We start from the raw sequence: 24,262 nt of genomic DNA on the forward strand, positions 1-24,262 counted from the left end.
TCTGCGTCCGCTCGTGAGACTGCGGCGCAGTGCAGAGTTGTGACGCGGAGCGTCACGCAAGGCATTCCGACGCTGGAGCGTGCGGAACGATAATCTCAACTATCGTGCGACGCTCCGCGCTCGTTGCTATGCAAACCGCAAACCCTGTGGGAGCGAGCTTGCTCGCGAAGAGGCCGGTACAGCCCCGAGAGCTCTGCGCCTGAAGCACTGCATCGCGAGCAAGCGCTCTCCCACAGGACCTGTGTATCGTCAGCTATCAGCGGCCAGCGCGCGACTCGCGGATGTAGAAGCGGGCTTTTTCGGCTTTTTCGGTGCAGCCTTCAAATGCTTCGAACTGTTGCTGGGTCTTGGCACCGGTCAGCAGCGACAGGGCCTTGGAGTAACTGACGGTGCCGGCGAAGCCTTCGGCCTTGGCCAGATCAAGCTCGTGCCAGGCAGCGTCTATCTGGGTAGCGCAGCTGTCTCGATACCCGGTCTTGCCAGCGCAACCTGCAAGAACCAAGACAAGCAATGGCAGACAGATAAAGGCTTTCATGGGGGTGTTACCTCAGGAGTGAATATGGAGTGTGCGGCTTTGACGATTCGATGCAGTAAAAGTGCCGTACCACGGGGGTATGGTCGCTTTTTTCATCTAGTGGTCGGCCAGCAGACGATACCCTATTCCAGGCTCGGTGAGGATGAACCTCGGGGCGGTCGGATCGTCTGCCAGTTTCTGGCGCAAATGCCCGACCACAATGCGCAGGTAGTGGCTGTCATCGGTGTGGGTAGGCCCCCAGATATCCTTGAGCAACTGCTGCTGGGTAATGACCCGCCCAGGGTGGCGTGCCAACTGCGCCAGCACCGCATATTCCTTGCGCGTCAGCGCCACTTCGTGACCATCGAGCAGCACCCGGCGATAGGCCAGGTCGACGGTCAGCGGACCGAATTGAAGGGCCGACTCCGGCTTGTCGCTACCGGAAACCTGCCTGAGCAGCGCCCTGATTCTGGCCAGAAACTCCTGAATGCCGAACGGTTTGGTCACGTAGTCGTTGGCTCCGGCGTCCAGCGCCTGGACTTTCTGTGCTTCGCTGGCGCGTACCGAAAGCACCAGTACCGGCACCGCTGACCACTCGCGAAACTCACTGAGCACTTGCTGACCGTCCATGTCCGGCAGGCCAAGATCAAGCACCAGCAAATCCGGCTTGTTCAATGCCGCCTGGGTCAGGCCATCCCCGCCGGTGGCCGCTTCGAGCACCTTGTAGCCCTGCGACACCAGACTGATGCGCAAAAATTTGCGAATCTGCGGCTCGTCATCGATGACCAGAATGGTTGCCGCCTGGCTCAAGCTGACTCCTCCATTTCCACATCCGGCTGCGCCTGCAACGGCAGGAACAAGGTGATGCGCGTACCCTGCCCGTCAATGCCTTCCTCGACGCTGAGACGTCCACCATGCGCGCCAATCATGCCCTGACAGATCGCCAGCCCCAGGCCCGTGCCCTGCCCGCCCCGATCACCGCGGGCTGCGGTATAGAACATGTCGAAAATCTTCGCCCGTTCATCCTCGGGAATGCCCGGCCCTTCGTCACTGACCGAGAAGAACAGCTCACTGTCGACCACACCCGCCGCCACCTGCAAGCGCCCGTCGACAGGTGAAAAGCGTGCAGCATTTTCCAGCACATTGACCAGCGCCTGCTCGATCAGCGCCGCATGCACGTACAGCAATGGCAGCTCGCCGGTCACCTGGGTGCTGACCTGCAAGGGTGCCAGCACGGCGCGCAGCCGGTTGAGCGCACTGCCGACGATATCGGCAGGCGACACCCAGTCTCGTGCAAGTTTCAGCGCGCCATGTCCCAGGCGCGTCATGTCCAGCAGGTTCTGGATATAGCGATCCAGACGTTCGGCTTCGTCGCGTGTACCTTCCAGCAGCTCGCGGCGATCCTCCAGCGGGATGGCTTCGCCCAGCGCCAGCAGGCTGTCGATGCTGCCGCGCATGGACGTCAGTGGCGTGCGCAGGTCGTGGGACACAGAGGCCAGCAAGGCGCTGCGCAATTGCTCGGTTTCACCATGCAGACGCGCGGCTTCAAGCTCTTGCGCCAGTTGTGCGCGAGCCAGCGCCTGCGCCAGCGGCTGGGTCAGCGCCGCCAGCAGACGCCGGTGTTGCGCGGTGAACGACTGGCCTTCACGCGCACTGACACCCAGCAGGGCCAGTGGCCCTTCTTCCGCGGTAATCGGCCACCACCACCAGCGCCCGGACGGTAGCGTGCCGGTGCCGCTGCCAGCCGGTTGATCGTGCTGCCAGGCCCAGTCGGCGGCGGCACGTTCGGCTTCCGAGAAGGTCAGCGGCCCACCAGTCTCAACAACCAAACCGCCCTGCCCGTCACGATCAACCAGGCACAGATACAATTCCTTCCAGCCGGAAAAATGCTGTTCGGCGGCATTGAGTACTGCTTTTCGATCCGTGGCGGCGGTCATCTTGCGCGACAGGTCGAGCAGTTCGCTGGTCTGTTCCTGAGTATCACGCAACGCCTGCAACTGCCTGCGCTGGCGCGCCGCAAGCTTGCCGGTCAGCGCCGACATCAGCAGGAAGAACAGCAGCGTCAGCACGTCTTCTTCGCGCTGGATGTTCAGGGAAAAACTCGGTGGAATGAACAGAAAGTCATAGGCCAGAAATGACAGCCCGGCACACGCCAGCGCCGGTCCCATGCTGCTGCGCACCGCAACCAGTAACACCGCCGCGAGAAAGATCAGGGAAATGTTGGGCAGCGCCAGCACGCCCGACACACCCCAGGCGACCAGACTGGCAAGCAGCGTGGCCACAAAGGCCAGGCCGTAATCGAACCACACCACTTCGCGAGCCGGGCGTGCGCGGGGCGGTTGATCGGGTAGCTCTTCACTGTCGTCGAGCACCGAAATTTCCAACCCGTGCCCTTCACGCAACAAACGTGCGGCAACACCGCCGCCAAACACCCGGCGACGCCAGTGCCGACGCGACTGGCCGACCAGCACCACGCTGGCGCGCCGTTCGATGGCATGCTGCACTAGCGTTCGGGCGACCTCCCCGGCGCGCAGCGAAACCGCCTCGCCACCCAGCCGCTCGGCCAGTTGCTGAGCGCTTTGCAGGCGCGCGCGGGACTGCTCGTCGAGGGTTTGCCCGTCGTCCACATGCACGGCGCTCCACGGCAGGTGGCGACGCTGAGCAACCCGACTGGCGTGACGCACCAGGCGCTCGGCATGGGCATCACCGTCGATGCCCACCAGCATCCGCCCACGAACTGCCGGAGCCGACTGGCCCAATTGCCGGTAGCCCTGCGCCAGATCGTTATCGACCTGCGCCGCAGCGGTCTGCATGGCCATTTCGCGCAGCGCAGTGAGATTGGTTTGCGTGAAGAAAGCGTCGATGGCCGCGCGCGCCTGCTCCGGCACGTACACCTTGCCGTCGCGCAGGCGCTCCAGCAGTTCGCGCGGCGGCAGGTCGATCAGCACCAGGTCGAAAGCTTCCTGCAACACCCAGTCCGGCAGCGTTTCGCGCACCTGCACCCCGGTGATACCGCGCACCTGATCATTAAGGCTTTCCAGATGCTGGACGTTGACCGTGGTGTAGACATCGATGCCGGCAGCGAGCAGTTCCTGAATATCCTGCCAACGCTTGGTATGCCGACTGCCGGGCGCATTGGTGTGCGCCAGTTCGTCGACCAGCACCAATGCCGGCGCCGCCTTGAGCAAGGCATCAAGGTCCATTTCTTCGAGGGTCATGCCTCGGTATTCGGTGCGCAACAAGGGCTGTTGCGGTACGCCGTTGAGCAGCGCTTCGGTTTCCGCACGGCCGTGGGTCTCCACCACGCCCGCCAAGACCCTGACGCCCTGACGCAACTGCGCATGGGCCGCCTGAAGCATGGCGTAGGTTTTGCCCACGCCCGGCGCGGCACCGAGAAAAACCTTCAGCCGCCCGCGCCCTTCGCGGGGCAGCTGGGCCAGCAGTGCATCAGCTCGACCGGAATCACTCACCTTGGTTACCACCCTCTCTAATCATCTACAGCTTAGTGAATCTGCTGCGAACACGGCGCACTTTGTTACAACTGCGCGTTGCGCGGTGCAGACGGTAACTGATTCAGGCTCATATTCAAGGCCAATACGTTGACCACGGGCGGGCCGATCAGCGGACGCTGAGTATTGGCGTCGATCAGCGCCTGTACTTTGTCCAACGGCAACTGGCGCGCCGCAGCAACGCGACCGGCCTGCCAGGCAACCGCTTCAGGCGAGAGATGCGGGTCCAGACCGCTGCCGGACGTGGTCAGCAAGGCAAGTGGCACCGGTTCCTGCGAGGCATTGGCCAGTTTCGCAACGTCCTCTTTCACGCGTGCCACCAGTGCCGGGTTGCTCGGCGCAAAGTTGCTCGCGCCACTGGCTACCGTCGCAAACGCGCCTGCCGAAGGACGCGACTGAAACCACTCATCACCGGTAAACGACTGGGCGATGAGTGCCGAGCCGCGCACTTTGCCCGCCGCGTCGTACACCAGGCTGCCATTGGCCTGCGCCGGAAACGCCACTTGCGCAACCCCGGTGACTACCAGTGGATAGGCCACGCCGGTGATCAGGCTCATCAACACGATCAGGCTCAAGGCCGGACGCAATACATTGGACATCTGCACATCCTCAATCAGGTGAGGCTGCACGCCGACCGGCGTGCAGCACAGGCTTCAAACAAGGCCGAGTGCGACCAGCAGCATGTCGATCAACTTGATGCCGAGAAACGGCACAACGATGCCGCCCAGGCCATAGATCAGCAGGTTGCGACGCAACAGATGCGCCGCGCTGGCGGCCTGAACCCGCACGCCACGCAGGGCCAGCGGGATGAGCACAACGATGATCAGCGCGTTGAAGACGATGGCCGAGACAATCGCACTTTGCGGGCTGGCCAGTTGCATGACGTTGAGCACGCCCAGTTGCGGATAAATCGAGGCAAACAGCGCAGGCAGCACGGCGAAGTACTTGGCCACGTCATTGGCAATCGAAAACGTCGTCAGCGCACCGCGTGTGACCAGCAATTCCTTGCCGATCTGCACCACGTCCAGCAACTTGGTAGGGTCGCTGTCGAGGTCAACCATGTTGGCCGCTTCACGCGCGGCCTGGGTGCCATCGTTCATCGCCATACCGACGTCCGCCTGCGCCAGTGCAGGCGCATCGTTGGCACCGTCGCCACACATCGCCACCAGTCGGCCTTCGCCCTGCTCCTGACGAATCCGTTCCAGCTTTTTCTCTGGTGTGGCTTCGGCCAGCACATCATCGACACCCGCTTCAGCGGCAATGGCTGCGGCAGTCAATGGGTTGTCGCCAGTCACCATTACCGTGCGAATCCCCAGCTTGCGCAACTCTTCGAAGCGCTCGCGAATACCCGGCTTGACCACGTCCTTGAGATGAATCGCACCCAACAAACGACCGTTGGCGCAGACCAGCAGCGGCGTGCCGCCGGTCTTGGCAATCTTGTCGACTTCCCGCGCCAAGGCAGGCGGCAGGTCGCTACGCTGCATGTTGATGAAAGCCAGCAGCGAATCCACCGCGCCCTTGCGGTACACATGGCCCTGATAATCCACACCGGACAGACGTGTATCGGCGCTGAACGGTACAGCGGTTACCGAACTCAGGGTGGGCTCGTTCATCGGGTGCAGGTTGCGCAGGAACTCGACGATGGATTTGCCTTCCGCCGTATCGTCGGCCAGCGACGCCAGCAAGGCGCCCTCGCCCAGTTCCTTCGGGGTCACGCCGGGTGCTGCGTAAACGGCAGCGCAGCGGCGATTGCCGAAGGTGATGGTGCCGGTCTTGTCCAGCAACAGCACATGCACATCGCCCGCAGCTTCTACGGCGCGACCGGACTTGGCGATCACGTTGAGGCGCACCAGCCGGTCCATGCCGGCAATGCCGATGGCCGACAGCAGGCCGCCAATGGTGGTCGGGATCAGGGTGACCAGGAGTGCCACCAGAAACACCAGCGGCAGGCTACCCCCGGCAAAGTGGGCGAACGGCTGCAAGGTGATGACCACCAGCAGAAAGATCAGGGTCAGGCCGATCAGCAGAATATCCAGCGCGACTTCGTTAGGGGTCTTCTGCCGCTTGGCACCTTCCACCAGTGCAATCATGCGGTCCAGCGTCGATTCGCCGGGGTTGGCGCTGATGCGTATCAGCAGCCAGTCGGACACCAGCCGGGTGTTGCCGGTCACGGCCGAGCGGTCACCACCGGATTCGCGAATCACTGGCGCGGATTCGCCGGTAATCGCCGCCTCGTTGACCGCCGCGATGCCCTCGATGACTTCGCCGTCGCCGGGAATCATTTCGCCGATCTCGACGCGCACCACATCGCCCTTGCGCAACTCGCTGGCATTGATGATGCGCAGGCTGCCGTTCTCATCGCGAATGCGCGCCTTGAGCCCTTCGCTGCCGGCCTTGAGGCTGTCGGCGCGGGCCTTGCCACGACCTTCGGCCAGCGCTTCGGCGAAGTTGGCGAACAATACGGTGAACCACAGCCACAGGGCGATCTGCACGCAGACCGAAGTGGGCACCTGCGGGTTGGGGATCACGCACAGCACGGTGGTCAGAATGGCAGTCAGTTCCACCACCAGCATCACCGGCGAACGCTTGAGCTGGCGCGGGTCGAGCTTGACGAACGCCTGCACCAGCGCCGGACGCCACAGGGCAGCGATGCCGGTCTTGGCTGTCTCGCTGGCGGCCTGAGGCTCGGCAGTTTTTACAGCATCACGTCTTGAAAAATCAGTAGTGCTCATGATCGGTTCCTCAGAAACCCAGGCTCAGGTGTTCGGCAATCGGCCCCAGTGCCAGGGTAGGCAGGAAGGTCAAACCACCCACCAGCAAAATGGTGACGGTCAGCAGAGTGACAAACAGCAGGCCGTGGGTCGGGAAGCTGTTCTGACCCTGTGGTGCGGTTTTCTTCATGGCCAGGCTGCCAGCCAGTGCCAGCACCGGCAGGATGTAACCAAAGCGGCCAATGAAGATCGCCAGGCTGAGCATCAGGTTGTGGAACAGGGTGTTGGCACTGAAACCGCCGAACGCCGAGCCGTTGTTGGCCGTGGCCGAGGTGTAGGCGTACAGCAACTGGCTGAAACCATGCGGGCCGGGGTTGCTGACCGCACCGGCCGGGCCAGGCAGGCTGGCAGCAATCGCGCCCAGCACCAGCACGCCGACCGGCATCACCAGCAAGGTGGCGACCAGCAGCCGGACTTCCTGCGCTTGCAGCTTCTTGCCGAGGTATTCCGGCGTGCGGCCAATCATCAGGCCGGAGAGAAATACCGCAATCAGTACGTTCAGCAGCATGCCGTTGAGGCCCACACCCACGCCGCCGAAAATCACTTCACCGACCATCATGTTGACCAGCGCAACCATGCCGGTCAGCGGGTTGAGGCTGTCATGCATGCCATTGACCGAGCCGTTGGAAGCCGCAGTGGTAGCGACTGACCACAGCACCGTACCGGTGGTGCCGAAGCGGGTTTCCTTGCCTTCCAGCGGTGCGGTCTGTTCGACACCGGCGATGTTCAGTGCCGGGTTGGGCTGGTACTCGGCCCACAGCGAGACCGCGCCGCCGATCAACAGCAGCGCCAGCATGCAGCCGAGAATCGCGCGGCTCTGGCGCATGTCCTTGACGTAGTGGCCGAAGGTGAACACCAGTGCAGCCGGGATCAGCAGGATCGATACCAACTCGAACAGGTTACTCCAGGCAGTGGGGTTCTCGAACGGATGCGCCGAGTTGACGCCGAAGAAGCCGCCGCCATTGGTGCCCAGCTGCTTGATCGATATCTGGCTGGCCGCAGGTCCCATCGGCAGGCTTTGATCCGCGCCTTGCAGGGTCAGCGCATCAATGTAATGGCCGAAGTTCTGCGGCACGCCCTGCCAGACCAGAAACACGGCCAGCACGATACTGATCGGCAACAGCCCATAGAGCGTGGCGCGGGTCATGTCGGCCCAGAAGTTACCCAGGCTCTGCGACGAGCGACGGCTGATACCGCGACATAGCGCGACCAGCACGGCGAGACCGGTGGCGGCGCTGACGAAGTTCTGCACGGTCAGGCCGACCATCTGGCTCAGGTAGCTGAGCGACGCTTCGCCGCTGTAGGCCTGCCAGTTGGTGTTGGTGATAAAGCTCATCGCCGTGTTGAAGGCCAGCGACCACTCCATGCCCGGCAACTGCTGCGGGTTGAGCGGCAGCACGCCTTGCAGCATCAGCATCGCGAACAGCACGACAAAGCCTGCCAGGTTGAAAGCCAGCAAGGCCCACATGTATTGCTGCCAGGATTGCTCGGTTTTCGGGTCGATGCCGGAGATCCGGTAGCAGGCCCGCTCGACCGGCCCCAGCACCGGGCTCAGCCAGGTGCGCTCGCCTTCCATGACCCGATAATAGAAACGCCCCAACCAAGGCGCGGGTGCCAGCAGCAGGACCAGAAAGGCCAGGATCAACAGATAATCGTAACTGTGCATGATCACTCCTGACTCTGGTCGGCGCGCAACAGCGCCACCAGCAGATAGATGAACAGCCCGACTCCCATCAGCAGCGAGATACCATCCATAACGCTCATTGAAATTTCCCCCATCAGGCAACACCGATACGGCACAGGCCGCGTGGGGAGATTGTCCGCAGGCAGGGTGTAAAGGCGCGAGATCGACAGGCTGGTCGGGGCGTAAAGAAGCTGTAAAAAAGCGCTACAGCCTTGACGGCGCAAGGCCTTCGCGGACCTCCAGCGCTGTCATTTATGTCAGGTTCGCGTTGGGGGTGGCGGGGGTATCGTGGTGCGGCGATCTTCAGGAAAAGGACTTCACCATGCTTCGCGACAACGGAAAACCACCCGGCACCACGCCGCCCTCCCACACCACACCCGCCACTGTCCAGTTGACTGTCAAGGAACGACAAGTCCTGGAATGGGTGGCGATCGGCAAATCCGCGTGGGAGATATCCCGTATTCAAGGGTGCACGGAAGCGACCGTGCACTTTCATACCAGCAATATCCGCCGCAAGTTCGGGGTGACGTCATTGAAGGCGGCGCTGGTGATGGCGATCAGGCAGGGGGTTATTTTGGTGGAGTGATGTAAAACGTATTTCAAGCTTTTGAGTTAAGCCGGGCAACAGTAAATCTGTTGTTGCCCGGTTACTCTGGGAAAACGCGTGCCATCAAGAATTCCCATCACCCAGGTAACTGCGCTCCGCGTTGGGAACTCTTATTTTATCTCTCTTTGCCAGAGCATTAGCCAGCGCTATCCTTTGTTGTTGAGCAGTGACACCCTGATCAATATCAAACGCTTTCGCCGATTGCTTGAACAAATCTCTTGCATAGGGAGTGATCGCTCGTTGCCCGACATTAGTTTTGGCAAACGTTGAAACCTCGTACAGGTCCTGAAACGGTTGATAGTTTGCTTGTGCAGTTTTGTATTCGTTGGCGAGCCTTGAAGTATCACGCCCTTTGGAAACTGCACGATCAAGTTTCGTCTGAACACTTTGCAGTTTCTTGAACGCGACATCCGACTTTACCGCTTTTCTCGCCACATGCTTGTCAATATTTACGACATCCTTAACCGTCACTCTACTTAATCGGGCCGGCTCACCGTATCTGGTCTTGAGGAGGCTTTTGGGGATATTTTTGGCCGTCGAACTGAGAGGCGCCGTAAGAAGTCTGATCAATGCCCCCCAAGGACTATGCCCCGTCGGATCCACCCTATTCACCGGGTCTCCCTCGACATACGCATACCCATTCACCCCTCCCTTGCCAAACGGACTCCAGCTATCGGGACTGTTGAAGCGCATCAACACCGGGCTGTAGGCCCGATAACCATTCCCCAGCATTTGCCAGCCGCTATCCGCCTCGGCCAGTTCGCCGTTGAACCCCAGTTTGCCGAGTGGGGGGACTTCACTGCTGGCGTGGCCGTAGGCCGTATACCTCCTCCGGTTGGCGCCGTCGGCACCTACCTCGCCCAGCACGCTATCGCTGCCGTCGGTGGCAAGCAGCAGCGTGTGATCACTCTGCTGTTCGGCCAGCAGGTAGTCGTCGCCACGCATGAAGGTGCTCTGGGCATGGCTGCCGAGTTGATTGGCCAGCCCTGCGTCGCTATAGAAGCGCAGGTCCCTGTCGTCGCCACGGGTCTCCCCGGTCAGTTGGTCCTGGGGGTCATACTGGTAATGAATGCCGGCCGAGGGCGTGCCTACTTCGATCAGGCGGCCGAGGGGGTCGTATTTGAGCGTGCGTCCGGCTTCGTCGGTTTTGAGGTTGCCGTCCAGGTCGTACTCAAGTTTGATTTCAGACGGGTAGTATTTATCGTTAGTGTTCGTCACCCGGCTCAACTGCACCGGGTCGTCAGCTTCGTAAAAATACCTGGCATTGTTGGTATCGTCATTGTTGCTGTCGTCGCTGCCGTCATTGAAGCGAGTCGTGACGAGCGTCAGGTTGTTCGCGCCATCGAAAATGAAAATCTGCGCGCGGAGGGTCCTGCCATAGGGGTCCACTGGCCGCTGAGTTCCCGTGCATTGGTATTGAGCCAGGCGACCGGACGTATCGTAACGGTAGGTTTCGTCACGGAGTGTTTCCGTGCCCTGGCGCAGGGTACGCTGGACCATGTCATCCACATCATCGTAGACCTGAACCATCTGTTGCTCGACTCCGTCGAGGTCAAACGTACGCTTTACTTCCCGACCCAAATCATCATATTCAAGGCTGATCGCGACGGTTCTCTCGCGGCTGCCGTCGGTCTTGTCGGTGGTGGTGATTTTTGCGAGGCGACCAAAGACAGTGTCGTAGTCGAACGTTGAATAGACCTCACCCAGCGAGGTTTCGTAAAGACGACCGCAGCTGTCATAGCGATTGACCTGCTCCTGTCCCAGTACGTCGGTGTAAGACAGCAGCAGGCCCAATCGGCTGTAGCTGTAGAACATGTCGTAGGTCTTGCCTGCCGAGGTGCGCTTCTCGCTTTTCAGCGAGCCGGTGCTGTAATACTCGCGATCCAGTATCTCGCCCTGCTCCGAGGAATGAAGCAGACGAGCATTCTGCTTATCGTAACTGTAATCGGCAGCCACACCCGGCTCCGCAGTCCGGACAGGCCCGGACTCTTTCAGCGGATCAACTTCGCAGGTGGTTTCAGGTTCAGGCACAGCTTCGGACTGCACCCTGCGCCACGGCTCATCACCCACCTGGGGCTTGTATTCGTAGTCGATTTTCCGCTTGCTGGGCAGGGTTATCGATTTGGGTTGCAGCAGACCGGGGTCGTAAACAAGCGTACGTTTACGCCCCCCGGTGACAGAGCTGACCAGACGATCCAGCCCATCGAACTCCTGCTCTCCCAACACAATGCTTTTGCCGTTGTGCTCGATGCCGATACTGACGGGCAAGTCTTCGCTGCTGTAGCCAGCATAGCTGCGACGCACGATGGCCCTGCTTGGCAATGTGGACTCGATCACCCGATCAAAGACGTCGTAAACAGAGGTGGTGCGCCGCTCGCCGCCCGCTTCCCCGATAATTTCCTCGACACGGCGGCCAAGGCCGTCGTAATGGTACTGGCTCAGACTGACCGAGTTTTCAGCCTGATCCTTTCGCTCGCTGCGGGTCGGCTGTTCGAACAGGTTCATCCAGGTCTCGGTGAACTCGCTTTTACCGCCAGCGTTGCCTTCGATCCAGCTACGTTGAATCGGGCCCTGCGATTGCGCCGTACCAATAGGGTCGGTCTCTTCGAACGTCTTGACGCCATCCGGCCCGGTGACGCAGCGCTGCTTGCCCCAATCGTCGTATTCGAAGACGCTCTTGAGCGCCAGATCCTGCTGGCCCAGCCAGTCAAACTCGGTCTCACTGACCATAAGCCCCCACGCATCGTAAACAGCCGCGTAGGTCTGGCGAGGCTTGTCGGCGCGCGCAGGATTATCTGCGTCATCCCGTTCCTCACAGACGACTCGGTTGAGGCCATCGAAGTAGCTGCAGGTTTTTACCCCTTTGACGTCGATGAGCGTCTGCATGGCCTGATCAGTCGCCCTGGCACATAGCTGATACTCGTAACTTCTGGTCGCGTTGTAGGTTTCATCATTTGGCGCCACGGTTTCACTCAGCACACGTCGCAGGCTGTCGTAGACATAACGAATTTCCACATTGTTGTCGTCGCGACTGAGCAAGGGTTCGCCATCGAGCAGAGAATCCTCCAGCGTAATGACCTTCTTCGCGCCATCGAAGCCGGTGACGGTCTGTACGGTTTGCATCACTGTCGCGGCATAACGGCTGCTCTCAGGGAAGCTTTCGGGAGTGTTCTCGGGAGCACTTTCAGTGGTGTTCCTGGGGAGGCGCACAGGAATGCTGTAGGCGTACGCTATGCTGGTCACCTTCCCGCCCATGATCACTTGCTGCAATTTGAGCCGACCGTGCAGGACTGCATTGTTCGGCTCATCGAAGTATTCGTAGGTCGTGCGTTGCTGTTCCTGCTCACCGTCAGGGGCCTGCATCAGTAACGTCTCGCTTTGCGGTGCAAGCCATTTCTGTAGCTGGCCGCCACCCACTGCTGGCAACGCAAGGTAGCGATAGCGGGTGATCAGGATCGGCGCCTTGCCGTAGCCGGATACCGACGGGGTGACCTTGCTGCTTTTCATCCAGCGGACGAAGCCTTCAGGGTCCTTCGGGCATCCGTCCTCGCCGTCGGCCAGATACCATTCACTGGCCTCGACCACACCGTTGGCCTGAGTCTGAGTCAGCAGATTACCGTGCTTGTCATACGTGCTGCTGACAGTCTCACTGCGCGGCACACTGCCGTCTGACGACAGCCGCCAGGTGGTCTGGACCTCTTTGGGCAGCTGACAGTAGGCAAGCTGAGCCTCAAAGGGTTCTCCCGGCTCGATGTAGTAACGAGTGTCCACCTGCATGACGGTAAGGTTCTTGCGCGTGGTTTCTCGAGTGAGCAGGTGAAACTGGTTGAAGGTTCGTTCGATGCTGCGCTCGGCATCAGCCTTGCCCGCGACCTCGACACGCAATGTTTCGGTCGACGAATACTCGTACAGCTCCGCCCCGCGGTACAGATACAGATTGTCCAGACCATTGTCTTCCCAAGCGATATCCAGCCCTGCGCCCAGAAAATTGCGCTCGCGCCCGAAGCTGTCCTTGTAAGTGTAATAAACATCCATTTGCGCCTGCCCCAGGCCGGGCGTCGTGCGATGGCGCGTGACTCTGGGCAGAGGAGCGCGTGCCGCCCTCGCAGGAAACTGATGGCCGCTGTCGGTATAAAAGATCTCTTCCCGGCCGCCAGCGGGTGTTTCCACCGCCGTCATGCATAAATGTTCACGGATCGTGTTGTATACAAAACGCCAGGAGGCAGCATTGTCGGTCGGCAATTCGATACGGTTGACACGGTGATCCGACCCACCCAGCACCATCACGAATGTCGCATCCGGGCCATCGCCAGTGGTCATGCGCAGCTTCACCGACGTTGCGTCGCGGCTGATGCCGAGCAGGATCTGATCCGAGTCATCCTTGATTTCGCTGAGCATTTGATGCCCGCCGAAAGAAGCGTAATCCAGCGTGATACTGTGACCTTCAGGGGCAAATACGCGCACCGGCAGCGCAACTCTGTTGATCCCGCTGCCGCGCATTTCGAGGTGCTCCACCAGACCGGACTTGTGCATCACCCGGTAGTTGTTATCGCCCTCCTTGTACAAGTGGAAGCTGTCGATTTTCTTTTCCGACATCAGCATCTGGCCGTCGCCGGTGCCATCGACCTTGAATGTCTCGCCGCTGCTCAGCGATACGATCTGCTTACCCGGATCGTACTGCGACAATTGCAGGTTCCAGCCAAGACCAAAGCCGCTGTCCTGACGGTTGAGAGGATTATAGTTGAGTGCCAGTGGCATGCCTGGGCCACGCAACCCGTTGGTTTTGACATCGGGCAGGGTGATCGCCACCGTGTATTGCCCGGTGCGGGGGTCAACGCCGCTCTGTACATAACTGAGGAAGTTGAACGCGTTGGAGTGTACGGAAGTCGATGCTGTCATGTTACATGAACCTCGAACGTTATGTATTAAGATAACCGCCGCCCACGGGGGCGACGGTTAAGCAGGCCTGACAAGTTCAGTTGTACTAACGACTAACTCGATACATCGACACGGACGCAGGACAACTTGCCTTTTATGTTTTCACCGCCGTTATACTCCCTGATCACAACAACGCCGCGACTGATCATGGTGCCGACCGGCTTGCTTCTGAGCTGGTCGATGGATATCCAGGGTGTTGTAAGGGGGTCGATATAAGTCTCGAGCCCAAATACCCAGCCTCCCGAATCATTACAATCTCTGGATTCCAGGTATATCTTCATGGCTGAGCGCACATTATCCAGCTTGATAAAACTCATCTCATCGTTCGTGCAATCATGATCTTTGTTGTTGAGATAAACCGTTTCGTCCTTGGCGGGAAAGTTGCAGTTCTTACCTCCGCCATCAGCGTTTGCTGCGAGCATGATCAGTCGAACCGCCTGTGCCGGGGGCTTTGGCACCGGGCTGTGGGACGGAACGAGCGTACAGCCTGTCAAACCCGCAAGCACTACACAGGCAAAGGTTTTACTTAGCGCATTCATAATAATAATGACTCCCTGTCGGTGTGTGGCATCAATGCCTCATTCGGGCTTCTATACCGAATAGAGGGTATGCATGAGACGGTTGCGCCTGCCGACGCCGGTGGCCAGAAAACCGATTCGTCGTTTATGGGCATTGCCCTGCTTATCGAGCAACAGGACGACTATTTCCCCCATCAATTTGTCGCGTGCGGGGTCACCTGCCGGGATATATTTAAGGCCCCGGAGGCGGTGCAGGCTGATGACCAGTTTGCCGGTCTCGAATAAGGACATCTTGACGTCAATGTCCAACGTGTGAACATCCCCCATCACGTCCTGGAGCGCTTCGTCAAAGTTCACCTTGCTTACATCACCGATAACCGCAGGGTCGTCGAAAACAAACCCCGTCCAGCTGAACATTTTTTCTTCGTCCTGCTCGCTCTCCCAGAGAATGATCGACGTATTGATCACGTCACCGTCAGGCTTGGAGGGCAGAAACTTCAGCGTCTCGAAATTCACCCATTGCTGGGTATCGGGGTTAATGACAGCCAGCGTCCAGTAATCAGTGGTCTCGAACTGGTAATCGAAATGCACATCCTCCCCAAAGCCCGGAGCCTCACTCGACGGCGGATCAACCGGAGGATCTCCGCCATCCCCATGTGCACGCCGCGGAATGAAGGTGTAATTGCGGGCATCGAACCTGGGCAAGTTTCGCGGGGTGATTTCAACCTTGCTGTTCATCTCTTCAACAACCAAAGAGGTCCACCAATCGCCGTTGTCATCCTGAAATTTCGCGTGGAAGACGCCGACGAAACCCGATTTCGCCCGGCTGTGCAGGAAGAAGTTCTGCGTGATTGTCCGTGGCGCATCCAGGCCCGATTCAGCAGCGAAGACGCCGGCCCCGGACAGCTCGAAACGGTTATATTGACTGCGCACGCGCCACGTTTGGACATCCCCCTCGGGCATGCCTTCGAGATGGGAGAGTACTGACTCGATATTTTGGCCGGTTTCATCGTCTACCAGACGCATAGAGGCCCTTTCAGTGGGACTCAGCTCGTACTCGATGCTGTTGTGCGGCGTTATCTGGGTCTTGATCTGCAGCCTGAGTTGTTGATAACCGTTGCGGTACAGATTGCCTGTATTACCGTAAGGCGATGACGAGCCAGGAACCGTGACGGTAAACACCGTAATGTCTTCCCAACTTTCTTCATCGATGACTTCGGACAACTCGATGACGCTATAGCCGCACGCCATAACCACCCCATTGCTCAGCACTTCACAGCTCACCACGCTACTGGCGACAAGCGCCTCATCGGGCGGCATGAAAAGCCCCTGCTGATCAACAGTGCCTAGCCCACCCGCCACTTCCCAGCGTCGCTCAAGCCCAGGCAGCAGTGCGCTGTCATCGTGTAACTGCACCGCTACATTTGGCCGTGCTCTGGGTACGAAAGCTGGCTCGATACGCAGCGTTTGCTGCCCGTTGGCAATAAGCACCGTAGCGATACCACGGTCATTACCCAACGCCCCTATCTGTTGCACCGCCAGTGCTCTTTTTCCGGACCTGGCATCCGGAATGAAGAGCGCGCCCTTGCCGACCTCACTCAATCTGCCAAGCTCGGGGTCCAGCAACGCCCAGCTCAGCGGGCTGCCGTCAAGCGTCGAAGCCGCCAGCGAGACCGGTTGCAGCACAGCCCCCCCTGGCACTACCGTTACACATGGCGCCAACTCCATGCTGCGTGATACCACTCCCACCAGAGCCGAGACCTTGACGACAGCGCCTGACTCTTCATACGTGGCTGTGATGACCACGCGCAGCGCATCATGGCCAATCGCCTCAAGCCCCGGTGCCGTGTAAACACCGCTGGAAGAGATGCTGCCGCTTCCCGCAGCCAGGTGGCTTTTAATGCTTAACGCACTCCAGCTGGTGGCCGGTATTTCTTCGCCTTGCGGGTTGTGCAGGACAAATCGCTGAGTCTGCCCGGCCTTCAGGGTCGAAAACAGGGGTGTAATGCTGGCCTGTGTCGAACGAAGGCTGCCAAACAACAGCAGGTCATGTGGACGGTATTGCTCAAGTGGTTCGAATACGCGTCCACCGGTGAACTTCAGGCAGTCCGCCACGTGCAGACGTTCACGTTCGATCATCGACTGAGTCTCTTGCGAGAGCATCAGCACCGTGCCGTAGATTGGCTGACCATCTGCCCCACGATCATCAGGTATCGGATAAACGAAATCATCTGTCGGCGCAAACACGCCTTCAGCGTCGCCATCCTGCGCGCCCATGAACAGCACAAGCGCGCCATCACCGGTAGTAGTGTCCATACGCGCATCGCTTGAACGCGGCGCAGCGCGGGTAACAAGCCGCAAGCTGCCTGGAGTCTGAACATGATAGCGATTGAGCTGTGCCTGCAGCACTGAGAAAACCCGGCGATGAAGCGCAATTTCCTTGAACTCCTCAGCAAAGAAATCCGCCAGTCGCTGGTTGATCGCATCATCGACGCCCCCCAGACTACAGGCAACGCCAGCCCCGCCGGCCAGATCGAGCAGCACATGCCCCTCCTCATCCACGAAGAGGTCGACAGTCATCGCCAGCCAGAAGCCCATGGGCTCGCTGATGATGAAGCTGCCGGACACGGTAGTTACACTCCCCTCCGGCTGATGCAAGCCGCTGTAACGGCCAGACACGATGTTCATCGTGACGAGGACACTGCTGGAGCCCGGCGAGTCAGGCAGAAACGACAGGACCGGCACGCCCAGCTCGACCTGTTTCAGACGAACAGTGTCGCCTTGTCGCTCATCCACCACGATGTCGCCGGTGAACAATGGCAAGAAGGCCAGATCCTGATAGCGCTCGATGTATTGTTGCTCTATATGCAGGTTGAGCTCGCTGCGACTGACCGCCGCGACGGCTCCCCAGCCTTGGGTCAAGGTACCTGCACCCGCTCGCTGCACAATACCGCTCAATGAACGGGGCATTGCATTAGCCGCCGTGCCCCCCGCTGTCCCGTTCAGTGCCTGCAACACACCGGAGGAACCACTCAATGGCAACGGCAGAATCAAGTGCCCGGCCATTTTGCCCAAAGCTTCGTCTTCAAATTCTGCAAACACGACAACGTAGCGTTCGGGTGCTTCGGCATCACAGCTGTACACACCCGTCGCGTCTATAGAACCCGGCCCACCAAGACTCCAGGTGACTTGAAGGTCATGACCATTGACGACGACTTTCAGCTCGGCACGCTGATCATTGACGCTGACAAGCGTGATGAACAGCATCGGTGAGTGGCGAAGAACCAGAACCTGAATTGACTGGGTGTGCTGATCGTCGCTGACCGTTATTGTGTCGAGGACATAGGTATTCCCTGCCCCCCCTGCACCGGCGACGTAAAACTTCTCATGCGGTGCATCGACGCCGTCCTCAAGCGTCCCGCTTTCTCCGGCTACCGGATCGACCACCGTCCATTTCAGGCTGGTTGCGCGCGAACTGCGTGCTGAAAGCGCTACCCGTTCACCGTAATTACACACCTGAATCAACGGGCTGACGCTGACGCTGCTGGTGAGCACCGTCAACACCGCGGTACTGTCATGCCCCGACACCGGGTCCATCGCCTTGATCAGTACACGCTGAAAACCCTGCCTTGCGGGCAGCGTTGCGGGAGCCGTATACCGGCCCTGCATATCGATTTTTCCCAGTCCTTCAGCATCGCCACCCAAAGGATCTTCCAGAGACCAGACGATGCCCGCCCGCGCAGGCTGGGTGGTCAATTGCAGCTCTTCGCCTGTACCGATCAGTGCCTGGTGCCCGGCGATACTGAACGTGGACGCACCGGGATCGATACGACCGAACACGGCCAGGTCATAAGGCAGACGCTTGAGTACGGGTTGCAAAACTTGCTCGTCAGGCAATAACCAGCCGCCCAGAAAACGCTCGGCGCCGGTAGCATCCAGAGTTTTGCTCAACCCTTGAAGCACAGCGTGTTTGACGGTGTAGGCCACGAAGCCGTTGACCTGCTCCAGCTCCCTGACACTCAGGTTGTCCAGCGTTCCTGGAACGGCGCTGACCTCATGGTCGAACAGGTAAGGTGTATAAAGATGCCCTTCCACTGCTTGATCATCTGACTCACCTTCCAGCAGATGAAACTCATGCTTGAGGCTGATGTTGAAGGTAGCGCTGTGCGATTGCCATTCATCGCTGTCCAGCGCTCTGTAGCGAAAACCCAGCGTGCAGGGAAATTCCCAGGTCTGCGTGGTCTGGCCGTACTCGAAGTCAATGGTCAGGGGATGCTGGGCGTTGAAGGCCTGAACGCTGAAGGGTTCTGATTCAAAGACGAATTCCGCGCTGCGATATTCTCCAGCCGGAACTGCAAACGTGCCGGCCTGAGCGACCATCTGCTGCAGTGGTTTATCGTCCGGAACGTTGAAGCTGAATTCAGGCGCTTGCAGCATCCGTATCGCCGCATGGCCAAAGGCAGCACGGTGCAGTGCGTGAGAGGAAAACACGGCGGTCGCCGAATACGAATGCTGAGCATCGTTGGGAATCAGGTAACGGAAGTCGGAGTCGCCACCCGGAATCCCGCCCGTCACGCCGTATTGCATGGTCGTGAACAGCAGCAACGCGCCTTTTTTATGGACCGATACAGCATTGGGGCTTTCAAGCTGTGATCGCACATCAATTCTACGTACATTGAGCAATTCGTTGCTCTGCTCGTTGAAAATACCCAGCCTGAACTGCTGCTCCTGATTTTCCGGGTTGCTGAACCAATCCTGAAAAAAGTCGCCGATCTTCTCTCGTTCGGTAGAACGGCCCGGAAAATCCAGTGAAAGGTTTTTAGCCAGACCAAGGTCCACCACCAGATCCGCGCTTTGACTGCTCATTTCCAGATCGAAATCCAGGCCCGGCGTATTCAGTGGGTCGTAGGCTGCGATTCTGTGAACATTGTGCTGCCCTTGAGCGTTCTCTAGCACGGTATGCAAACCGGCGATAACCGGAATGCGCCAGGCCAGCAGTGAATTCTCCAGAACGCTGTGCTTGAACGACAAGGTTGGTGCCCCGAGAACGCAGCCCGAGAAAAAATGGGAATCAAACGTATCGGGAATCGTGATACTTCCGTCCGGCACCGGACGCGACATTCCCTGAGCCAGACTCTGTTGGTAAACATGGTCGAGGAGCTCGTTGACCTTGTCGCCATCCAGAGCAATGATCGCGTCCCAGCCTCTGAGACGCGTGTTATCTTTCATCCATGCCAACAGACTTTCCGCTGAATAACCAGCCATGACATCACCTCCTGTGATGTTGATATAGATAAGACCGATGTGCCTTGGGTCAGGACGCCGGTACTTCTTTGCCCTTCATCAATTCCAGCTCCGTGGCAAACCCGTCCACCGGTAGCGGCAATATGATATGCCCCTCAACGAAGAAGAGTGGATGATCGGCTTCGGCAAAAATAAGCACAAACCGGTCAGTCGACGATATGTCGGGGGTGTACAAGCCGTCACTGATGCTCCCGCTCCCGGCGCCTATTCTCCATTCGACGCAGACCGGCGTAACGCCATCGGTAAACGCTTGCAGTTGAACCTGATCGGCACGAATGGTCACAACGTCCACGGGCTTGCCGACCTTCGCAACCTCCAGAACTTCCGAAACCTCCACGGTTCTTACAACTTTCACGGTTAACAGTGGGGTTTGATGCTTTACCAGTACCCACGACGAAACACTCGCCTGCCCACTGGTCACGACTATCTGATCCAATAGGTAGGTTTTGCCGGACACCTGCTGCGCCGCGACGTAACGGTGATCACCGTCAGCCAGTGGGCTGGGCTCCAGGACACCGCTTTCGCCAGGAACCGGATCCTTGAGCGACCAGTGCATTTCTTCTGTGCCGAGCGAGCCTGCCTCGAGCTCCACAATCTGCCCGGCGTCACACACCTGAATCAACGGATTGAGGGTGATCGGGTTGGTCACGATCGTGACCAGCGCCGAACTCTGATAGTTGGAGTTCATGTCAGTGGCCGTCACCCGAACACGTGTGAACGGAAACTCGGTTGCCGAGCTTTCTGGCGCGTAATACCGGCCGGCACCATTGATGGCACCGTAGTTCTGCGTATGACCATCCAGACGTTCGACACCCCACGTCACACTCAACCCCAGCGGTTGAGTGGTGAAGGTGGTGGAACTGTCGACTACCATCAGATGCTCCGCCGGGCTGACGACAAAGTCTGCCCCGGAACTATTGATGCGCCCGAAGGCGGCTATGTCTCTGGGCGCACGCAGTACATCAGGCACAATGGCTTCGTTGAAATTGAGATTGATACTGTCCCGGATGAACGAACTGATCGGCACACGCGTAGCGAGTTTGCCCTTTAGTACGGCCCTGATCCCGGACTCGAACGGATGAGTGTCAAGGGTCTCGAAATTCGTCTTTACTGCCCCTATCAACAACGCTAATGACACACTCAATGGTGGTGGATCCAAATCTCCGACAGCCGGTTCACCGCTGGTGGTATTTATCGTGAGGCTGGGGGTCAGAACGAGGTCGTTGTTTTCTTCGGCGAAGGTATAAATGCACCGTACATCGACCGTGATGACCTTGGTCATGACCAGTACCGTCTGGCCTGGCAACGTAAGCAAAACGCTGGGTGTAGCTTTGGGCTTCCAGGTCAATGCCACCGTGCCATCGCAAATGAGTTCCACAGACAAAGGCGTGCTCTCCAACGCCTCAAGCCAGGTCTCGGCTTTGTAAACATTTGCCATGACTGACACGCCATCGATTTGAACCTCGACATCCCGGCTGCTCGACTCGGACGTCTTCAATCTGCCCGACTTGGCCGTCGCCTTGACCAGTCGGCCGGAGCCATCATGAACAGGTTCGAAATCCACGCCTGCAATAACCGAAGCAATGGTCTTGGTCACCTCGCCGATGAACAGTGCCGCCTTGAACGTACGCTCAGCACTGAACAAAACTGTTGCTGAGTAATCTTTCCCGACATCATCCGGTATCAGGTATTGGTACTCTACCGGGATGTCGCCGTCTTCCTGACTGCCCTCCAGGCGAATGAACACCAGCACGGCCCCGTCGCCATAGTTGGCGGCATGCGGGTCGAGAGGTGCAGCAGGATTGGTCTGGGTGCGCAGTTTGAAAGACTGAGGGTGCATCAGATCATTGCTGCCACGCTTGATCACGCCAAGCGTCCATATGCGCTCATCGTCCGGCAAATCATTGAACAGGGCTTTGAAAAAATCTCCGCCGAGTGCCCGGTCAGCCCTGTCAGCCGCGAAGGTAAGAATGAAATTGTCACTGTCCTTGAGGTCGAGCCGCACCCGGCCATCGCTCTCGATATTGCCCGGGACCCTTTCCAGCGCGAGATCCAGTGTCAGCTTCGGACCTTGCAGCGCATCGATATGGATAACCCTGTAGGCTTCCCAATTATCGACGTTATTCTTCATCGTCAATTGGGTTCCGCCCAGAATCGAACAGGTCAATGTCGCATGAGACTGACCAAGGTTATCGTTCGAGAAGGCCAGCCTGGGCGCATCCAGAATAAAATTGTGAATACATTCTTTAAACCCGTCGCTCAGTATCACCTCTCCGCTGACAGGCTTTAGACACGTGTCCGACGAAAAACGCGCGACATACTCCTGAAGCAAGAGGTTATTCACCTCGCCTCGGGCCATTGCAGCGATGGAATCCCAACCCCACATAACATTGTTAGCGGGGTCTTTCATCCACTCGGTCAGGTGGTTCAGCGTGTTATTGGCCATAGGGTTGCGTCCTTGCATGTGTGGGATCATGCCAGTGGCTGTTGCGTCCTGCGCCACCCCGCCGGCCTGTAAAGAATGACCGTCCAGTACGATGAAAGCGATAGACGGAAACAGTGTGTAAGTCGCCCCGTCATCAAAGCTGACTTCAACCGCCACGGTGTTGGTCAGCTCGTTTCTCTGCAGACTCTCCAGAAAGTCCTTCGGGATGATCACCGACACCTGCCTGGCTTGGTATTCCGCCTCACTGAGCGGTTCGGCTGCGCCGGTACGTAGCCCGACCGCTTGTGGCGAACCCGACTGGGACAAGCCAATGGCCTTGATTCGTACCCGTTGCCCGGGTGCCATGTAGGCCCAGGATGCGAGGTCCAGACCCGCACCTTCTGACGGCACACGGTCGAGGTAAAGCAGGGTATCGGTAATGCGTGGTCGCATGATCTGGATAACCGGCCAAACGCCGACAAGGCCTCTGACTTCCAGTTTGAATACCGGCGAAGTGCCTGACTGCGACAGCGAAACGACCTTGTAATACACCTCTACCCACTTGCCCATATTGGCCGGAACCGCCGTGGACGGGATGATGAACAGGCGCGGATCGTCTGGTGAAGGATCAGCGATAAAGCTGCCCGTGCTTGTATTGCCCTCCCAGTGCATCTGTACCGTGGAATCGTCACCGATGAAAGCACCGTCCGGTATGCGAATTTTCACCCCGTTCTGCAGCCACGAGGCATAGATATAGCCCTCTACTCCCCATTCTTCAGAGCTCTCGATCTCGGCGTCGTCGACTATGGGCACAGGAAGATCGAGCGGTAGACTCAGCATGACCTTGCGCGGCAACGAGCTGGCGGCATGGCCTGGTCGCGCGTACTGATACACCAGCTCGATTTCCTTGCCGTTATTGGCACAAAGCCAGGTCTTCGCCAGCGAGAACTGCAGTACGCCACTGTCGAGATTGGATATGTCGGCCCTCAGGGTCTGCACCAGCAGATTGCCGCTGGAGATGTAAACCACGACATCGTCATCAATCTGCATGCCGAAAGGATCGATCAACAGGGTGATGCCGCCAGGGAAGGCTTCCGGGTCCAGTGAGCCACCGTTGAAATCCTTGATCCTCAATGGCGGCAATAACTTCGCTAACGGTGCGACGATGGCCAGTGACTGGGGGACTGAATCCGTTATCAATGTGGAATCGGCATACTCGATGCGGTAGCTCATCAGCGCGACGCCATTTTCAATTATCAAAAATTCGCCAGCGGTTATCGGCCACCGCAAAGGCTGGCCCACCTCGTTCCCAGTCAATAACCGGGACTCGACCAGAGGGTACAAGGAGCTGCCGTCTTCGAAATAACGATCCAGTGTGAGGGTCACTCTGTCGCCCTCGCGCATGGCCAGATACGGCGGCGTCACGATCGACACCTCATTGAGGTCCCACAACAGGCCGGGATCAAGCTTCAGATCGTGAGACTCCTTGCATTGCGGCACCCCCAGCCCGGCAGCCGTTGGCGGACGTTTGCCGACATAGAAAAACAGTCGCCGGGACTCCTCGACGCTACCGTCGACTGTGTACGAGTAAAACACCCAGCCCTTGTCAAGCCTCATCAGCAACGGGTTTTTGATCATCAGCGGCATGCCTTCAGGCTGCAGCCCCGCGACCTCGATCAAATCGTTGACGTAGTCGTCCACTTCGCCCAGGGCGCCGCAACCTCGCCAGTTGGGCATGAACAGATCGCCGTTCTTGATCCCTGGATAGTCGATCCAGGTGAGCAGGTCGGCGCTGCCCAACTGATCCAGGTCGAGGTAATTCCCGGGCTGCTGCAGGCCGGGCACCTTGGGGGCGGGAAAATCCAGCGCCATGAGTGAGACTCCTTTCTCGTTTCCGCCTGAATGGGTGTATCGCAAGGGTTGACCTTGCAATGCGGATAGGACTTTTTTACGCCGGTGCCCACCAGCTGCCCACTAGTACTAGTGCTAGGT

General features: G+C 58.7%; 12 protein-coding genes. 1 reads left to right on the plus strand and 11 read right to left on the minus strand.

What is annotated here, in order from left to right:
• Positions 1–256 precede the first annotated feature (256 nt).
• The 7 genes from AO068_RS15690 to kdpF form a co-directional block, all read right to left on the minus strand.
• Positions 257–535, minus strand: a complete 279-nt coding sequence (locus AO068_RS15690; protein WP_002552999.1) for a hypothetical protein — start codon at positions 533–535, stop codon at positions 257–259.
• A gap of 96 nt (positions 536–631) precedes the next feature.
• The gene (locus tag AO068_RS15695) at positions 632–1,324 is read right to left on the minus strand and encodes a response regulator (protein WP_005746102.1); all 693 of its coding nucleotides are present in this window, start codon (positions 1,322–1,324) and stop codon (positions 632–634) included.
• A complete protein-coding gene (locus AO068_RS15700) occupies positions 1,321–3,984 on the minus strand; it encodes a sensor histidine kinase (protein WP_058408854.1) in 2,664 nt (887 codons plus the stop codon). Before AO068_RS15700 ends, AO068_RS15695 begins: the two co-directional genes overlap by 4 nt.
• A gap of 65 nt (positions 3,985–4,049) precedes the next feature.
• On the minus strand, positions 4,050–4,622 hold the full coding sequence (gene kdpC / locus AO068_RS15705) for a potassium-transporting ATPase subunit KdpC (RefSeq protein WP_058408836.1): 573 nt from the start codon (positions 4,620–4,622) through the stop codon (positions 4,050–4,052).
• Positions 4,623–4,676: 54 nt separating this feature from the next.
• A complete protein-coding gene (gene kdpB, locus AO068_RS15710; RefSeq protein WP_058408837.1) occupies positions 4,677–6,755 on the minus strand; it encodes a potassium-transporting ATPase subunit KdpB in 2,079 nt (692 codons plus the stop codon).
• A 10-nt stretch (positions 6,756–6,765) separates the two neighbouring features.
• Entirely contained in the window at positions 6,766–8,460 is a 1,695-nt protein-coding gene (gene kdpA / locus AO068_RS15715) for a potassium-transporting ATPase subunit KdpA (protein ID WP_058408838.1), read from the minus strand.
• 2 nt (positions 8,461–8,462) lie between these two features.
• On the minus strand, positions 8,463–8,558 hold the full coding sequence (gene kdpF, locus AO068_RS15720; protein WP_003406089.1) for a K(+)-transporting ATPase subunit F: 96 nt from the start codon (positions 8,556–8,558) through the stop codon (positions 8,463–8,465).
• A 242-nt stretch (positions 8,559–8,800) separates the two neighbouring features.
• On the opposite strand from kdpF, the gene AO068_RS15725 reads away from it, so the two are divergent.
• Positions 8,801–9,064, plus strand: a complete 264-nt coding sequence (locus AO068_RS15725) for a helix-turn-helix domain-containing protein (protein ID WP_004659166.1) — start codon at positions 8,801–8,803, stop codon at positions 9,062–9,064.
• Between the two features lie 84 nt (positions 9,065–9,148).
• On the opposite strand, the gene AO068_RS15730 is transcribed toward AO068_RS15725, so the two are convergent.
• From AO068_RS15730 to AO068_RS27085, 4 genes are all read right to left on the minus strand, one after another.
• Complete coding sequence (locus AO068_RS15730) at positions 9,149–13,984, minus strand: RHS repeat-associated core domain-containing protein (protein WP_058408839.1); 4,836 nt, start codon at positions 13,982–13,984, stop codon at positions 9,149–9,151.
• Between the two features lie 92 nt (positions 13,985–14,076).
• On the minus strand, positions 14,077–14,562 hold the full coding sequence (locus tag AO068_RS15735; RefSeq protein WP_058408840.1) for a hypothetical protein: 486 nt from the start codon (positions 14,560–14,562) through the stop codon (positions 14,077–14,079).
• Positions 14,563–14,613: 51 nt separating this feature from the next.
• Complete coding sequence (locus AO068_RS15740; protein ID WP_058408841.1) at positions 14,614–19,806, minus strand: hypothetical protein; 5,193 nt, start codon at positions 19,804–19,806, stop codon at positions 14,614–14,616.
• Between the two features lie 49 nt (positions 19,807–19,855).
• Positions 19,856–24,142: a hypothetical protein gene (locus AO068_RS27085; protein ID WP_080394902.1), complete on the minus strand. Its 4,287-nt coding sequence runs from the start codon at positions 24,140–24,142 to the stop codon at positions 19,856–19,858.
• Positions 24,143–24,262: the final 120 nt, after the last annotated feature.

It is taken from the genome of Pseudomonas sp. ICMP 3272, assembly GCF_001466905.1.
GTDB lineage: Bacteria > Pseudomonadota > Gammaproteobacteria > Pseudomonadales > Pseudomonadaceae > Aquipseudomonas > Aquipseudomonas amygdali.

What these genes read in the sequence shown, in the direction of transcription:
- AO068_RS15730 (WP_058408839.1), bottom strand. Translation starts at nt 13,984, where the DNA reads ATGACAGCATCGACTTCCGTACACTCCAACGCGTTCAACTTCCTCAGT.
- AO068_RS15735 (WP_058408840.1), bottom strand. Translation starts at nt 14,562, where the DNA reads ATGAATGCGCTAAGTAAAACCTTTGCCTGTGTAGTGCTTGCGGGTTTG.
- kdpB (WP_058408837.1), bottom strand. Translation starts at nt 6,755, where the DNA reads ATGAGCACTACTGATTTTTCAAGACGTGATGCTGTAAAAACTGCCGAG.
- AO068_RS15740 (WP_058408841.1), bottom strand. Translation starts at nt 19,806, where the DNA reads ATGGCTGGTTATTCAGCGGAAAGTCTGTTGGCATGGATGAAAGATAAC.
- AO068_RS15725 (WP_004659166.1), top strand. Translation starts at nt 8,801, where the DNA reads ATGCTTCGCGACAACGGAAAACCACCCGGCACCACGCCGCCCTCCCAC.
- kdpF (WP_003406089.1), bottom strand. Translation starts at nt 8,558, where the DNA reads ATGAGCGTTATGGATGGTATCTCGCTGCTGATGGGAGTCGGGCTGTTC.
- kdpC (WP_058408836.1), bottom strand. Translation starts at nt 4,622, where the DNA reads ATGTCCAATGTATTGCGTCCGGCCTTGAGCCTGATCGTGTTGATGAGC.
- AO068_RS27085 (WP_080394902.1), bottom strand. Translation starts at nt 24,142, where the DNA reads ATGGCGCTGGATTTTCCCGCCCCCAAGGTGCCCGGCCTGCAGCAGCCC.
- AO068_RS15690 (WP_002552999.1), bottom strand. Translation starts at nt 535, where the DNA reads ATGAAAGCCTTTATCTGTCTGCCATTGCTTGTCTTGGTTCTTGCAGGT.
- kdpA (WP_058408838.1), bottom strand. Translation starts at nt 8,460, where the DNA reads ATGCACAGTTACGATTATCTGTTGATCCTGGCCTTTCTGGTCCTGCTG.